This is a genomic window from Ruegeria sp. BB9 (assembly GCF_056539345.1).
On sequence record NZ_JBQFUU010000001.1, the window covers coordinates 767,106 to 780,821 of the forward strand.

The window sequence follows — 13,716 nt, forward strand, 5'->3', positions numbered from 1 at the left end:
CGGCCCCGTGAGTCGGGGCAAATTGTATGTTTTCTGGGGATATGCTGTGCATATCTTCCGCTCCTGCATCTTGCCGCAGGGACTGGTCATTCGTCAACATCTTGTGGATAGGCAGCAAGGCTGACGGCCAGTGTTTCCCGGCCGTCAACAATGGCCAGATAGTCAGCTCTTGTTGGCCTCCTGCCAGCCGCGCGGGTCGTTCAGGAAGGCTTCGACCCCGTCCAGCGTTTCCGCGTCAAAGGTGCCCTGCGCCTTGGCCTCGGCCAGAACGTCCCACCAGGTGCACAGGTGGTGCAACTGCACGCCATGATCGCCGAGCGTCTTTTCGGTTTCGGGGAAGATGCCATAGTAGAAGATCACCGCCGTATGCCCACAGGTGGCGCCCGTTTCGCGGATCGCGTCCACAAAGGACAGTTTCGAGCCGCCATCAGTGGTCAGGTCCTCGACCAGAAGCACGCGCTGGTCTTCGGTCATGACCCCTTCGATCCGGGCGTTGCGGCCATAGCCCTTGGGCTTTTTGCGCACATAGGTCATCGGCAGGGCCATGCGCTCGGCAACCATCGCGGCGAAGGGAATGCCCGCGGTTTCACCGCCGGCGATGTTGTCGAAGGCTTCGAAGCCGGCATTCCGCATGACGGTGACCGTCAGGAAGTCCATCAGGGTCGACCGGATGCGCGGGTACGAGATCAGCTTGCGGCAGTCGATATAGGTGGGGCTGGGCAGGCCACTGGCCAGCGTGAACGGCTCGCGCGCGTTGAAATGCACCGCCTTGATCTCCAGCAGCATCCGCGCGGTCAGGCGGGCGATTTCCGTGCTGTCGGGAAAGGAACTGGGGATCATGGCGGGACCTCGGTGCTGAAATGACGTTGCGGGCTGATAGCCTGCCGACCGGCCCGATGTCGAGAGGGGTTGGCCCAAAAGAAAAGCGGACCTCGCAAGAGGTCCGCTTGATGCCCGGATGGGCAGTCGAGCCAGCCAAGGTGGGCTTAGCTGCTCATGTCATAGGCCCGTTCGCCGTGGACCGACAGGTCGAGCCCGTTCGTCTCGGTCTCGGCGTCTACGCGAAGCGGGGTGACAAGCGCAACCACCTTGATCAGCACAAATGTGACAACTGACGTAAAGACACCCACGATCACCAGCCCGCCCAGCTGCGCGGTCCAGGCGCCCAGGCCGAAAACGGCGATCATGATGGTGCCGAAAATGCCGCCCACGCCATGCACGGCGAACACGTCCAGCGTATCGTCGATGTTCAGCACGTTGCGGACCACGTTCACCGCCTCTTGGCACAGGATGCCGGCGACCGCGCCGATGATCAGCGCCTGAACCGGATCGACATAGCCCGAGGCCGGCGTGATCGAGGCCAGACCCGCGATGGTCCCGGTGACCAGACCGACCAGCGAGGCCTTGCCGTACTTGATCCGCTCCCACAGCGCCCAGCTGAGCGATGCGGTGGCGGCCGAGATATGCGTGACCGTCAGCGCCATGGCCGCGCCGCCATCCGCGGCCAGCTGCGAGCCGCCGTTGAAGCCGAACCAGCCGACCCACAGCATCGCGGCCCCGATCATGACGTATCCGGGGTTGTGCGGCGGGGTGGTGCGGTTCCTGCGCGGCCCCAGGACCCACGCGATGATCAGAGCGGCCAGACCGGCGGTTTCGTGCACCACGATGCCACCGGCGAAATCGCGCACGCCGATTTCGCCCAGAATGCCGCCATCGGTCAGGATGCCGCCGCCCCAGATCCAATGAACCACCGGCGCATAGCACAGCAGCATCCAAAGGCCCGAGAAGACCAACACGAAGCCAAAGCCCACGCGCTCCACATAGGCGCCTACGATCAGAGCCGGAGTGATGATGGCAAAGGTCATCTGGAAGGCAAAGAACAGCACCTCGGGCAGGGTGCCTGACAGGCTGTCGGCATCGACGCCGTTCAGAAACGCCTTGCCCAGCCCGCCCCACAGGCCCGAACCGCCGTCACCGAAGGCGATCGAATACCCGGCGACCAGCCACAGGATGCTCATCAAGCAGGCGATCGCGAAACAGTGCATGAAAACGCTCAGCACGTTGCGGGCGCGCACCAGCCCGCCATAAAACAGGGCGAGGCCCGGCAAGGTCATGAACAAGACCAGCGCCGTCGCGACGATGATCCAGGCGGTATCGGCTCCGTTCATTGGGCCGTTCTCCTCTTTCCTGTAGCTGCGCCAAGGGGCGCGGTGTGAGTGACGTGCCGAGGGTTCAACCGAACGGCGGCCGAGGAAAAAAGAGGCAGGCTGTGAAAAAGGTGCCTGTTTTGGCGTCCTTTTTCCAAGTGGTGACAAAAAGTGCGCCTTGTCCGGGTGGGTGCCAAAAATTTAGGCGACTTCGGAAAGGCCGTTTTCCAGCAGCTTAAGCGCATGATCCCGTGCCGCGCGTCGGACATTGGCGCGGCCCGCGGCGCCGAACTCGACGGTTTCGGTCAGGGTGGGCTGGCCTGTGACGGCGAGGCCGAAACAAACCCGGCCCTCGGGTTTGAACTCGGACCCGCCGGGCCCCGCGATGCCGGTGATCGAGACCGCAAGCTGCGCCTGAGAATGCGCCAGCGCACCCTCGGCCATTTCGCGGGCGACCTCTTCGGAGACGGCCCCATGGGCCGCCAGCGTGTCGGCGCGCACGCCCAGTATGTCCTGCTTGGCGGCGTTGGAATAGGTGACGAAGCCTCGGTCAACCACGGCCGAACTGCCGGGAATGTCGGTCAGCGCGGCGGCAACCATGCCGCCCGTGCAGCTTTCGGCGGTGGCGATCATGACGTTCAGCGCCTTGGCGCGGTCGAGCAGTTCGGCGACGGTCATAGGCCCAGTACTCCATGTGCGATCCCGGCCAGGATCAGAACCCCCGCGGCCGCGAACGCGCCCGCGATCACGTCGTCCAGCATCACGCCCAAGGGGTCGCCGCGCCGGTCGGCCCAGCCGATGGGGCCGGGTTTGGTGATGTCGAACAAGCGGAACAGCAAAAACGCGGCGATCCAGCCCGGCCACAGGGCGGTGATCGCGATGTCATGCGCCCAGGCTGGATAGGACACGGCCCAGATGGCGATGAACTGGCCCGCGACCTCGTCGACGACGATCTCCGAAGGGTCGTGATCGTCCTGCCCGGCGGTCATGACACCTGTGGCCCAGGTGCCGGCCACAAAGACGGCGACGGTTGCGACGGCCAGCAGCGGGAAGCCACCCAGCAGGTGCAGCGCCAAGGCCAAAGGCAGTGCGGCCAGCGAGCCCCAGGTGCCGGGGGCAGGGCGCAGGTAACCGACCCCGCCCACGGTTCCGATCAGGCGCGCCAGGGTCATGGTTTCACCAGACAGGCGGTCGCGATAGCGGCGATGCCTTCCTTGCGCCCGGTAAAGCCCAGACGCTCGGACGTGGTGGCCTTGATCGACACGCGGTCGGCGTCCAGCCCCATGATTTCGCTCATTTTCTGCCGCATCGCCGCAGCGTGCGGGCCGATCTTGGGGTATTCGCAGACCAGCGTGCAGTCGACGTTCGAGATGCGAAAGCCCATGTGCGCGGCCAGATCCACCGCATGGCGCAGAAAGATCTCGCTGGCGGCGCCCTTCCATTGCGGGTCGGACGGGGGAAAGTGCTGGCCGATATCGCCCTGCGCCAGCGCGCCATAGATCGCGTCGGTGACGGCGTGCATGCCCACATCCGCGTCGGAATGGCCCTGCAGCCCCCGATCATGCGGGACCTTAACGCCGCACAGGATCACGTGATCGCCCGGCCCGAACCGGTGCACATCATATCCGTTGCCCAGCCTTACATCCATGTCTGACCTCAATATGCGTTCGGCCCGGGCAAAATCCTCGGGCCGTGTGATTTTCAGATTGTCCGCGTCGCCCGGCACGATGGCCACGTCGATCCCGGCGGCGCGGGCAACCTCGACATCATCGGCGGCCCCGCCGGGATGCGCCGCATGCGCGGACACGATGGCGTCATAGCGGAACCCCTGCGGCGTCTGCGCGGCAAACAGGCCCGCGCGATCTCGGGTGCCGGTTACCTGGTCGTTCTCTCCGGTCCACAGCGCATCGGTGACGGGCAGCCCCGGCGCCGCGGCGGCGTGGGTGTCGAGGGCCGCCAGCACGTCACCAATGACCCGCGCGCTGACACAGGGCCGAGCTACGTCATGAATCAGAACCTTGCTGACGCCGCGATCGGCCAGCGCCTGCAGCCCGTTGCGCACGGATTCGGCTCGGTCTGCGCCGCCGGGCGCAAGAATCAGGCCGCTGTCGGCGAAGTCCGCCCAAGCCTCGGGGTCATCGGGGGACAGGACCAGCACGACCAGTGGCACCTGCGCCCTGATCCGCTCGATCGTCCAGTCGGCCACACGCCGCTCGGCCAAGGGGCGCCACTGCTTGGGCTGGCCCCCTCCGGCGCGCAGGCCGCGCCCGGCGGCGACGATGATTGCGGCGGTTGTCATGTCTGAATTTCCGACCTTCGTTTGGCTTCCGTTTTTAGGCGGCGGTGAAAGCAGAGGCAATCACTCGCGGTAAGTCGATTAAAAATTAGGCACATGATGATTTTGCGGGCTTGTTGGTCGCGGATTTGTTGTTCATATGCCCCGGATTCGATATGAAACCCGCAATTGCTCAAGGATTAGGCACGTTGACGCTGCGAATTGCCGAGAAAACTTTGACCCCGCCGGTTCTGCTGGCGCCGATGGCCGGAATCACCGACCGGCCGTTTCGCGACCTCGTCATGCGGTTCGGCGCCGGGATGGTGGTCAGCGAGATGGTCGCCAGCCAGGAAATGGTGCAGGCCAAGCCCGGCGTGCGCGAACGGGCCGAGCTGTCGGCGGATGTGGAAAACACCGCCGTACAACTGGCCGGGCGCGACGCCTATTGGATGGCCGAGGCCGCGCGGCAGGTTGCCGACCGGGGCGCGCGTGTGATCGACATCAACATGGGCTGCCCGGCCAAGAAGGTGACGAACGGTTATTCCGGCTCGGCCCTGTTGAAGACGCCCGACCACGCCCTGACCCTGATCGAGGCGGTTGTGGGTGCGGTAGATTTGCCGGTGACGCTCAAGACCCGACTGGGGTGGGACGACACGCTGCTGAACGCGCCGGACGTGGCGCGGCGGGCGCAGGAGGCCGGCGTCCAGATGGTGACGATCCACGGGCGCACGCGCTGTCAGTTCTACAAGGGCGAGGCGGATTGGGCCGCGATCCGCGCCGTCAAGGATGCCGTCAGCATTCCCGTCGTGGCCAATGGCGACATCACCAGCCCCGAGCGTTCGCAGGCGGCGCTGGAACAGTCGGGCGCGGATGGCGTCATGGTGGGCCGTGGCGCGCAGGGCAAACCGTGGCTGCTGGCGCAGATCGCGCACGAGTTGTGGGGGACGCCGGCGCCAGAGGTTCCCGAGGGCGACGATCTGGCCGACATGGTGCGGGCGCATTATGAAGCGATGCTGGGGTTCTATGGCACCGATCTGGGGCTGCGTGTCGCACGCAAGCATCTGGGCTGGTACATGGACGAGGCCGGAACGCCGGCGTCGCTGCGCCGCGCGGTCCTGACCGCGCGCGATCCGGCCGAAGTTCTGCGGCTGATCGGCGACGCGTTGGCGGAAAATGCCGAGGTGGCAGCATGATTTCGGATCAGGTCATCTGGGCATCGCTGCCGGTTCCCGCCTTCATCATCGACCCCGAGGATCGCATCGCGGATGTCAATTCCTCGGGTGAGGGATTCCTGAACGCCTCACGCAAATCGGTGGTCGGGCATCCGGTCTGGGACCAGATCGCCGTGGACGCGCCGTTGGAAGAGGCGTTCACGCGCGCCCGCGAGCAGGGCACGCCGCTGTTCGTTAATGACGTGGACGTGGGCTCGGGCAATCGCGCGCCGCTGCAATGCGCGCTGCAGATCGCGCCTTTGCTGGGGCACCCGGGGTCGATGATCATGATCGTCTCGCCGCGCGAACTGGCCAGCCGCATGACCCGCGGCAACACGGTCAAATCGGCGGCGCAGTCGGCGATCGGCATGGCCGAGATGCTGGCCCATGAAATCAAGAACCCGCTGGCCGGGATCACCGGTGCCGCGCAGTTGCTGAGCATGAATATCGGCCCGCAAGACCTTGAGCTTACAGATCTTATCGTGGCCGAAAGTCGCCGGATCGTGAAGCTGCTCGAGCAGGTCGAGCAGTTCGGAAACCTCTCGCGTCCCGAGTTCAAGCCCGTCAACATCCACGATGTCCTAGACCGCGCGCGCCGCTCGGCGCTGTTGGGCTTTGGCGCGGACATGACCATCATCGAGGATTACGACCCGTCGCTGCCACTGGCCTATGGTGACCCGGATCAGCTGTTACAGGTGGTTCTGAACCTGCTCAAGAACGCGTCCGAGGCAGCAGGCCCCGAGGGCGGAATTATCCGCCTGCACACCTATTTCGAACATTCCTTCCGCCTGCGGCGCAGTGATGGCTCGGGCCACTCGTTACCGCTGCAGATCGAGATCATTGACGATGGCCCGGGCCTGCCCGAGGACATCCGCGGCGACATTTTCGACCCGTTCGTATCCGGCAAGGAGAACGGCACCGGCCTTGGCCTGGCGTTGGTCAGCAAGATCGTGTCCGACCACGACGGTTGGATCACGGCCGAGTCGGTTCCGGGGCGGACAGTCTTCCGGCTGTCGCTGCGCCGCGCACCGCGCGAGGCAGGGCAGGGCAAAGAATAATAAAGGAGAACACCAGATGGATGGCACGGTACTGGTTGCAGATGATGACAGAACGATCCGGACGGTTCTGACCCAGGCCCTCACGCGGGCGGGCTGCAAGGTGCATGCGACCTCGTCCCTGACGACGCTGATGCGTTGGGTCGGCGAGGGCAAGGGCGACGTGGTGATCTCGGACGTGGTCATGCCCGATGGCAACGGGCTGGAAATGCTGCCCAAGATCGCACAGGACCGGCCGGGCCTGCCGGTGATCGTGATCTCGGCCCAGAACACGATCATGACGGCGATCCAGGCGGCCGAGGCGGATGCCTATGACTATCTGCCCAAGCCGTTCGACCTGCCGGATCTGATGAAGCGCACCGCCCGGGCGCTGGACCGCAAGCAGCGGGTTCAGATCGAACCCGCGGACACATCCGAAGACCGCCCCGACGAGTTGCCATTGGTCGGCCGGACCCCAATTATGCAAGCCCTGTACAGGTTGGTTGCCCGGGTGATGAACACCGATCTTTCGGTCATGATTTCCGGTGAAAGTGGAACGGGCAAGTCTCTGATTGCGCGGGCAATTCACGATTTCTCAGACCGGCGGACACTGCCCTTCGTGACTGCTACTGCAGCAGACCTGCGCGACCTGGAGGGTCCGGCCCGGGTCATGGCCCGAGTGCGCGGCGGTACCTTGCTGATCGACGAAATTGCAGACCTGGACGATGAAATCCAGGCCCGGATCGTGCGGATGATGGACACGCCCGGCGACCACGTTCCGCGATTCATGGCGACCAGCCAGTCGGACCTGACCGAGGCGATGGAAAGCGGGCGGGTGCGGCAGGACCTTTATTACCGCCTCTGCGGTGCCACCATTCATGTGCCAGCCTTGCGCGAGCGGGTCGACGACATCCTGTTGCTGGCCGAGCATTTTCTGGCCCGTGAAGAACGCGAAAACGGCACAAAGCGGCGATTGGGTCCTGACGCGATCGAGCTTGTGCGCCGGTATTCCTGGCCCGGCAACGTGCGGCAACTGGAAAACGCGATCCGGCGGCTGAGCCTGACCAGCCGATCCGACGAAATCACCAAGTCCGAGGTCGAGGCCGTCTTGGGCAGCCAGCCCGAGGCCGAACCACTGCTGAGCGGGAGCGAACGAGAGAAACTGTCGTCGTCGGTTGCGCGGCACCTGCGGCGCTACTTTGACCTTCATGGAAACATGCTGCCGCCACCGGGCCTGTACCAGCGCATTCTGCGCGAGGTCGAGGCTCCGCTGATCGAAATCGCGCTGGATGCGACCGGAGGAAATCAGGCAAAATGTGCCGATTTGCTGGGGATCAACCGGAATACGCTGCGCAAAAAAATCACTGATCTCGATATTCAGGTGACACGTCGGCGCAAACTGATGTAATCTCGCCACACAAACCGTGGCATCCGGGCAAGATCCCGGAAAAGACCACGATATATGGCGGTACGCCGCGAAAGCGGCACATCAGGATGAGGGCAGACGGTGGTATCCCGGGCACAGAAACGGCCGGCATTATCCCTGAATCGGTGGCGTAAGTCCCGGAAACTGCGCAATTTCGGCACCTTGGGGCTGGTTGTGTTGGGGCCGGTCCTGACACTTGCGACCTACCTTGTAATCGGGCCGTTTGACCTGGGTGCGAATGCCCCCACGCTTCGGCTGATTCTGCTGGCAGACCTTGTCTACATTCTGGTCGTGGCGGCCCTGGTTCTGGGGCAGTTGGGCAATCTTATTGCGGCGCGCCGGGCCAAATCGGCGGGCTCTCGCCTACACCTGAGGCTGATCGGGGCGTTCACGCTGTTGGCGCTGGTGCCCACGGTGACGGTTGCGATTTTTGCCGGTCTGACCGTGAATATCGGGCTTGAGGGATGGTTCTCGGACAGGGTCAGGCAGGTGGTCGGATCTTCGCTGACGGCCGCCGAGGCCTATGAACAAGAGCACGAACAGGGTCTGACGCAGGATGCCACGGTTCTTGCGCGGTTTCTGGACAATGCACGCAAGCTGGACTTCTACATCTCGGATGCCGAGCTGCGCGAGGTGCTGGCCCAGGGGCAGGCACAGATTCAGCGCGGACTGCGCGAAGCCTACGTGATTGACGGCAGTGGTGAAATCCGGGCCCGCGGAGACAGGTCTTATCTGTTCAACTACGAACCGCCGACACCCGAGCAGTTGGAGCAGGCCCGAGACGAGGGTCTGTTGATCATCGCGGACTGGCCCAACAACGAATTCCGGGCTCTGGTGCCGCTGCGCGCCTATCTGGACCGACACCTGTATGTCAGCCGCGCCGTAGATGGCCAGTTGTTGACCCTTTTGGACGACACCAAGGAAACCGCGCAGTTCTATCAACAGTTGGAAAACGAACGGGGCAGGGTGCTGTTCGAGTTCGGGCTGCTGTATCTGGGGTTCGCGGTAATCCTTATTTTGGCGGCCGTTTCGCTGGGTATGTGGTTCGCCGAGCGGCTCTCGCGCCCGGTTGGTCGCCTGACCACCGCCGCGCAGCGGGTAGGGGCCGGTGATCTGGACGTGCAGGTCATCGAGGAGGCCAGCGACGACGAAATCGCCATGCTGGGGCGCTATTTCAACCAGATGACCCGGCAATTGAAGGCGCAGCGGGGTACGCTGCTGGAAAACACCCGCCAGATCGAAAGCCGCCGCCGACTGTTCGACTCGGTGCTCAGCTCGGTGACTTCTGGCGTTGTCGGGGTGGATCCGGATGGTCAGGTGACATTCGTCAACCGCTCGGCCGAGCGCTTGCTTGACTGGAAAGGCCATGAGCAACAACTGGCAATCGGCATTGCAGTACCCGAGTTCCTGCCTTTGTTCGAAGCGCTGAAAGAAGGCAACCAGGAAGCAATTCAGGACGAAATCAAGGTCACTCGCAAGGGGCAGTTGGAAAACCTGCTGGTCCGGATGGCAACCCGACGCGGCGAGGACGGCAGGCTGGAAGGTTACGTGGTCGCCTTTGACGACGTGACCGATCTGGTCAGCGCCCAGCGTATGGCGGCCTGGGGGGACGTGGCCCGCCGCATCGCGCATGAGATCAAGAACCCGCTGACCCCCATTCAGCTGAGCGCCGAACGCATCCGGCGGAAGTTCGCGCGGAAGCTGGATGAAGAGGACAGCGCCAGCCTTGAATCCATGACCGACGTGATCGTTCGCCAGACCAACGATCTGCGCCGGATCGTGGACGAATTCTCGAAGTTTGCCCGCATGCCCGAGCCCGACCGGCACGAGGAAGACATCGCGGGCCTGGTGCGCGAGGCGGTTCTGCTGCAGCAGGCCGGTCAGCCAGACGTTCAGATCGACGCGGAGATCCCGGACCAGCCAGTATTGGCCGATGTGGACGCGACGATGTTGAACCAGGCGCTCACAAATCTGATCAAGAACGCCGGCGAAGCCATCGAAACCCTGAAAAAGAAGGGTCCGCCCGACAACCTCAGCCCGCAGATAAAGGTGCGCCTGTCCACGGATGACGACGGAACACTGATTACCATCGCCGACAACGGCATCGGGCTGCCGGAAGACCGGGCGCGGCTGTTCGAGCCCTATGTGACCACGCGCGACGAAGGGACTGGCCTGGGCCTGCCCATCGTCAAGAAAATCATTGAAGAACACGGCGGTACGCTGACCCTTGAGGATGCGCCCGTGTTCGACGGACAGGACCATTTTGGCGCAATGGCCGTGATCCGGTTGCCGAAGGCCAACACGGCCCCGGTCGCAGCGCCGCAAAAGCAGGCAATTAAAACCAAAACACTGAAAGCAGGCCAAAGATGAGTGACATTCTGATCGTAGATGACGAGCGCGATATTCGCGAACTGGTGTCCGACATTCTGGAGGACGAAGGATATTCCACCCGGCTGGCCGGCAACTCGGACGAGTGCATGGCCGCGATCAACGCAGAACCACCCGGGCTGCTGATCCTGGATATTTGGCTCAAGGACAGCCGCATGGATGGGATCGACATTCTGAAGGCGGTCAAACGCGACAATCCGGATGTTCCGGTGGTGATCATATCGGGGCACGGAAATATCGAAATCGCCGTCGCAGCGATCAAGCAGGGGGCATATGATTTCATCGAAAAGCCCTTCAACATCGACCAGTTGATGGTGGTAATCCGCCGCGCGATGGAAACTTCGCGCCTTCGTCGCGAGAATGCCTCGCTCAAGCGCAAGGAAGTCAGCAATTCCGACATGATCGGCAAGTCGGCTGCGTTCCGCGCGATGCTGAGCCAGTTGGACAAGGTGACCAAATCCAACGGTCGGGTGATGCTGCGTGGTCCTGCTGGATCGGGCAAGGAAATCGCCGCGCGCTACATTCATGCGCACTCGAACCGGGCGAACGCGCCCTTTGTCACGGTCAACTGCGCAGGGGTCGAGCCCGAACGCATGGAAGAAGTGCTGTTCGGCCGTGAATCCGCCGAGCGTGGCGTTGAGTCCGGTCTGCTCGAACAGGCCCATGGCGGTGTGGTCTATTTCGACGAGGTTGCCGACATGCCGTTGGGCACGCAGTCCAAGATCCTGCGCGTTCTCGTCGATCAGCAGTTTCAGCGGGTGGGTGGCTCGGACAACGTGCGTGTCGATTTGCGGGTGATCTCTTCCACCAACCGCGACCTTGAATCCGAGATTGCCGCGGACCGGTTCCGCGAAGAGCTGTATCACCGCCTCAATGTCGTCCCGATCGCAGTGCCGTCTTTGGAAGAACGGCGCGAGGATATTCCTGTTCTCGCCAAGCATTTCATCGAGATGTGCAACGAAACCCAGGGCCTCCCTGTGCGCGAGTTGTCGGAAGAGGCCGTGGCCCTGCTGCAGACCATGAGTTGGCCCGGCAACGTGCGCCAGTTGAAGAACCTGGTCGAGCGGGTTTTGATCCTTGGTGATGGCACCGGACCGATCGAAGCGCGGGAATTGCCGAATGAAGAGGAAAAAGCCGACGATTCCGGCCGGGTCGTGCTGTCGGGCGCTCTGGCAACGCTACCACTGCGCGAGGCGCGCGAAGCGTTCGAGCGTGAGTATCTGCTGACCCAGATCAATCGCTTTGGCGGCAATATCAGCCGCACGGCCAGTTTCGTGGGAATGGAACGCAGCGCCTTGCACCGCAAACTGAAATCGCTGGGTGTGGTGACGTCGAACAAGTCGGGCGCGCGGGTGGCGCAACTGGACGAGCCTGAACCGGCGGAGTAGGGGTCGGCCATACCGGCAGGACAACGGGAGGTGCCCGGCCATGACGCTATCGATGATCCAGCGGGGATTTCCCGCCTTTGGTCGTCGTCTCAAACGGCTTCGGCGGGCCACCGGGATGAAGCAGGCGGCGCTTGCACATGTGATGCGGGTAGATCAGGCCTCGGTGTCGCGCTGGGAAAACGGGGTCCAGACGCCAAGCCCCGAACAACAGGCCGCGGTTTTCGCGGCGCTTTCGGATCACCGCGCCGACGATGCAGCACTGAAGCGGCTTGTCGGCAGTTCGCAAGCCTGTCTGCATCTGGTGGACGAGGCGAGCCATGTTTGTCTGGCCTATTCACCCAGCCGCGCACGGGATTGGTCAGCCAGCCAGCACTCGTTGTTGGGGGTGTCGCTGTGGCAGTTTGCCACCGACGAGATCCGCCAGGCCGAAATGGAGTTGACGGACGAGGGTTGGTGGGACCTGCAGGCGCCAAATCCCAAGGCTTTCATCACTTCCCAGGCCGTGCACGACCAGATCACCATCAGCGCAGGCCAAATCGTATGGGAGCGGCTGTATCTGGCCGATGGAACCCCAGTGCGCCTGGTCAGTGGCACGCGCGTACGCGCCGCATAATATATGCGTTCACCTTGCCTGGGGGCGAGGGTAGAACGCGGGTGTGACTCAATCGTTTCGCATATTCCTGCAGGTGATCCTGTTGTGGCTGGCCGGACTGGGCGCGGCCACGCAGTTCGCCAAGATCGCCGTCGCCTTTGACGCGGTCGGTGCATTGTATCCAGGCTATGGGGATGCGATCGGCTGGTTGTTGTCGATCATCAGTTTGATGGGCGCCGTGCTGGGGGCCATGTCAGGCGCCATTACCGCGCAGTTCGGACCGGTCCGCCTGCTGGTGTTCGGTTTGCTACTGGGCGGCGTTGTATCGGTGTTCCAGTCCACTATACCCGGCTTTCACGTGATGCTGGGCAGCCGGATCATCGAGGGCGTTTCGCATCTGGCGATCGTGGTTGCCGCTCCGACGCTGATCGCACAGATCACACGCGGAGCCGCGCGCAATGCCGCCATGGTTTTGTGGAGTTCTTTCTTTGGAGTTGCTTTTGCGCTGAACGCTTGGTTCGGCCTGCCGATGATCCAGCGTTTTGGATTGGCGGATTACTTCATGGGCCACGGTTTCCTGATGGCGCTGATTGCAGGACTGGTCGCCCTGTTTCCGCCAAAGGTTCCGCCCATCGCGACGGAACGGCAGGGGTGGGGGCTGGGGTCCATCCTGCAGACGCATCTTGAAACCTACCGCTCGCCCCGCATGGCAGCACCGGCGATCGGATGGTTCTTCTACACTCTGACCTTCGTGTCGTTGCTGGCGATCCTACCCGGCCGTATGCCCGAGGATCAGTCGATTCTTGTAGCCAGTCTGATGCCGCTGGCGGGTATCGTGCTGTCGTGGGTCGCGGTGCCCGTGCTCTTGACGTTCGTGTCTGCGGTCACGGTTGTAAATCTTGGTTTTGCGGCCGGGATGGTTGCCTTGGCTCTGCTGTTTTTCGGAGCGCCTCTGCCCGTTGTCGGCATTGTGCTGTTTGCGGTGTTGGGCCTGGTGCAGGGCGGCAGTTTCGCGGCGGTTCCTCAACTGAATGGCTCGGCCCGGGATCAGGCGCTGAGCTATGGGGCGATGGCGCAGATGGGAAATGCGGGCAACCTGCTGGGCACACCTGTTCTGCTTGCAATCCTTTGGCGTGCCGGAGAGGGCTCGATGTTCGTGGCCGTACTTGTATTCTATGCAGCCGCCATCGCAGCACATCTGCTCCTGTCACTCCGCCGGCGACCGTCACCCGGCGATCTGGGCTGAGTTCAGTCG

12 protein-coding genes are annotated in these 13,716 nt (G+C 63.2%); 7 read left to right on the plus strand and 5 right to left on the minus strand.

Features of this window, described 5'->3' with window-relative positions; genetic code table 11:
* Positions 1 to 162 precede the first annotated feature (162 nt).
* The 5 genes from ACR0FC_RS03880 to ACR0FC_RS03900 form a co-directional block, all read right to left on the minus strand.
* Complete coding sequence (locus tag ACR0FC_RS03880; protein ID WP_170338357.1) at positions 163 to 840, minus strand: orotate phosphoribosyltransferase; 678 nt, start codon at positions 838 to 840, stop codon at positions 163 to 165.
* A 146-nt stretch (positions 841 to 986) separates the two neighbouring features.
* Positions 987 to 2,168 (minus strand): ammonium transporter, encoded by a 1,182-nt coding sequence (locus ACR0FC_RS03885; RefSeq protein WP_093962246.1) that lies wholly within the window; start codon positions 2,166 to 2,168, stop codon positions 987 to 989.
* Between the two features lie 180 nt (positions 2,169 to 2,348).
* On the minus strand, positions 2,349 to 2,825 hold the full coding sequence (locus ACR0FC_RS03890) for a CinA family protein (RefSeq protein WP_170338359.1): 477 nt from the start codon (positions 2,823 to 2,825) through the stop codon (positions 2,349 to 2,351).
* Positions 2,822 to 3,319 carry a phosphatidylglycerophosphatase A family protein gene (locus tag ACR0FC_RS03895; RefSeq protein ID WP_170338361.1) on the minus strand — a complete coding sequence of 166 codons (498 nt, stop codon included), beginning with the start codon at positions 3,317 to 3,319 and terminating at the stop codon, positions 2,822 to 2,824. The genes ACR0FC_RS03890 and ACR0FC_RS03895 overlap by 4 nt, the downstream gene beginning before the upstream one ends.
* Positions 3,316 to 4,446, minus strand: coding sequence for a bifunctional 2-C-methyl-D-erythritol 4-phosphate cytidylyltransferase/2-C-methyl-D-erythritol 2,4-cyclodiphosphate synthase (locus ACR0FC_RS03900; protein ID WP_170338363.1), 1,131 nt, complete (start codon positions 4,444 to 4,446; stop codon positions 3,316 to 3,318). The genes ACR0FC_RS03895 and ACR0FC_RS03900 overlap by 4 nt, the downstream gene beginning before the upstream one ends.
* A 152-nt stretch (positions 4,447 to 4,598) precedes the next feature.
* Here ACR0FC_RS03900 and dusB point away from each other — a divergent pair, with 152 nt between their 5' ends.
* From dusB to ACR0FC_RS03935, 7 genes are all read left to right on the plus strand, one after another.
* Positions 4,599 to 5,615 carry a tRNA dihydrouridine synthase DusB gene (gene dusB / locus ACR0FC_RS03905; protein ID WP_170338364.1) on the plus strand — a complete coding sequence of 339 codons (1,017 nt, stop codon included), beginning with the start codon at positions 4,599 to 4,601 and terminating at the stop codon, positions 5,613 to 5,615.
* Positions 5,612 to 6,691: a two-component system sensor histidine kinase NtrB gene (locus ACR0FC_RS03910; protein ID WP_170338366.1), complete on the plus strand. Its 1,080-nt coding sequence runs from the start codon at positions 5,612 to 5,614 to the stop codon at positions 6,689 to 6,691. Before dusB ends, ACR0FC_RS03910 begins: the two co-directional genes overlap by 4 nt.
* 16 nt (positions 6,692 to 6,707) lie before the next feature.
* Positions 6,708 to 8,075, plus strand: a complete 1,368-nt coding sequence (locus tag ACR0FC_RS03915) for a response regulator (RefSeq protein ID WP_170338368.1) — start codon at positions 6,708 to 6,710, stop codon at positions 8,073 to 8,075.
* Positions 8,076 to 8,174: 99 nt separating this feature from the next.
* Entirely contained in the window at positions 8,175 to 10,463 is a 2,289-nt protein-coding gene (locus ACR0FC_RS03920; RefSeq protein ID WP_170338370.1) for a sensor histidine kinase NtrY-like, read from the plus strand.
* Positions 10,460 to 11,869, plus strand: coding sequence for a nitrogen assimilation response regulator NtrX (gene ntrX, locus ACR0FC_RS03925; protein WP_093962238.1), 1,410 nt, complete (start codon positions 10,460 to 10,462; stop codon positions 11,867 to 11,869). Before ACR0FC_RS03920 ends, ntrX begins: the two co-directional genes overlap by 4 nt.
* A 40-nt stretch (positions 11,870 to 11,909) precedes the next feature.
* Positions 11,910 to 12,482: a helix-turn-helix domain-containing protein gene (locus ACR0FC_RS03930; RefSeq protein WP_254437751.1), complete on the plus strand. Its 573-nt coding sequence runs from the start codon at positions 11,910 to 11,912 to the stop codon at positions 12,480 to 12,482.
* Positions 12,483 to 12,525: 43 nt separating this feature from the next.
* Entirely contained in the window at positions 12,526 to 13,707 is a 1,182-nt protein-coding gene (locus ACR0FC_RS03935; RefSeq protein WP_170338372.1) for an MFS transporter, read from the plus strand.
* Positions 13,708 to 13,716: the final 9 nt, after the last annotated feature.

Excerpts from the sequence above, each read along its gene's own strand:
- ACR0FC_RS03880 (WP_170338357.1), bottom strand. The coding sequence starts at position 840 with ATGATCCCCAGTTCCTTTCCCGACAGCACGGAAATCGCCCGCCTGACC.
- ACR0FC_RS03885 (WP_093962246.1), bottom strand. The coding sequence starts at position 2,168 with ATGAACGGAGCCGATACCGCCTGGATCATCGTCGCGACGGCGCTGGTC.
- ACR0FC_RS03890 (WP_170338359.1), bottom strand. The coding sequence starts at position 2,825 with ATGACCGTCGCCGAACTGCTCGACCGCGCCAAGGCGCTGAACGTCATG.
- ACR0FC_RS03895 (WP_170338361.1), bottom strand. The coding sequence starts at position 3,319 with ATGACCCTGGCGCGCCTGATCGGAACCGTGGGCGGGGTCGGTTACCTG.
- ACR0FC_RS03900 (WP_170338363.1), bottom strand. The coding sequence starts at position 4,446 with ATGACAACCGCCGCAATCATCGTCGCCGCCGGGCGCGGCCTGCGCGCC.
- dusB (WP_170338364.1), top strand. The coding sequence starts at position 4,599 with ATGAAACCCGCAATTGCTCAAGGATTAGGCACGTTGACGCTGCGAATT.
- ACR0FC_RS03910 (WP_170338366.1), top strand. The coding sequence starts at position 5,612 with ATGATTTCGGATCAGGTCATCTGGGCATCGCTGCCGGTTCCCGCCTTC.
- ACR0FC_RS03915 (WP_170338368.1), top strand. The coding sequence starts at position 6,708 with ATGGATGGCACGGTACTGGTTGCAGATGATGACAGAACGATCCGGACG.
- ntrX (WP_093962238.1), top strand. The coding sequence starts at position 10,460 with ATGAGTGACATTCTGATCGTAGATGACGAGCGCGATATTCGCGAACTG.
- ACR0FC_RS03930 (WP_254437751.1), top strand. The coding sequence starts at position 11,910 with ATGACGCTATCGATGATCCAGCGGGGATTTCCCGCCTTTGGTCGTCGT.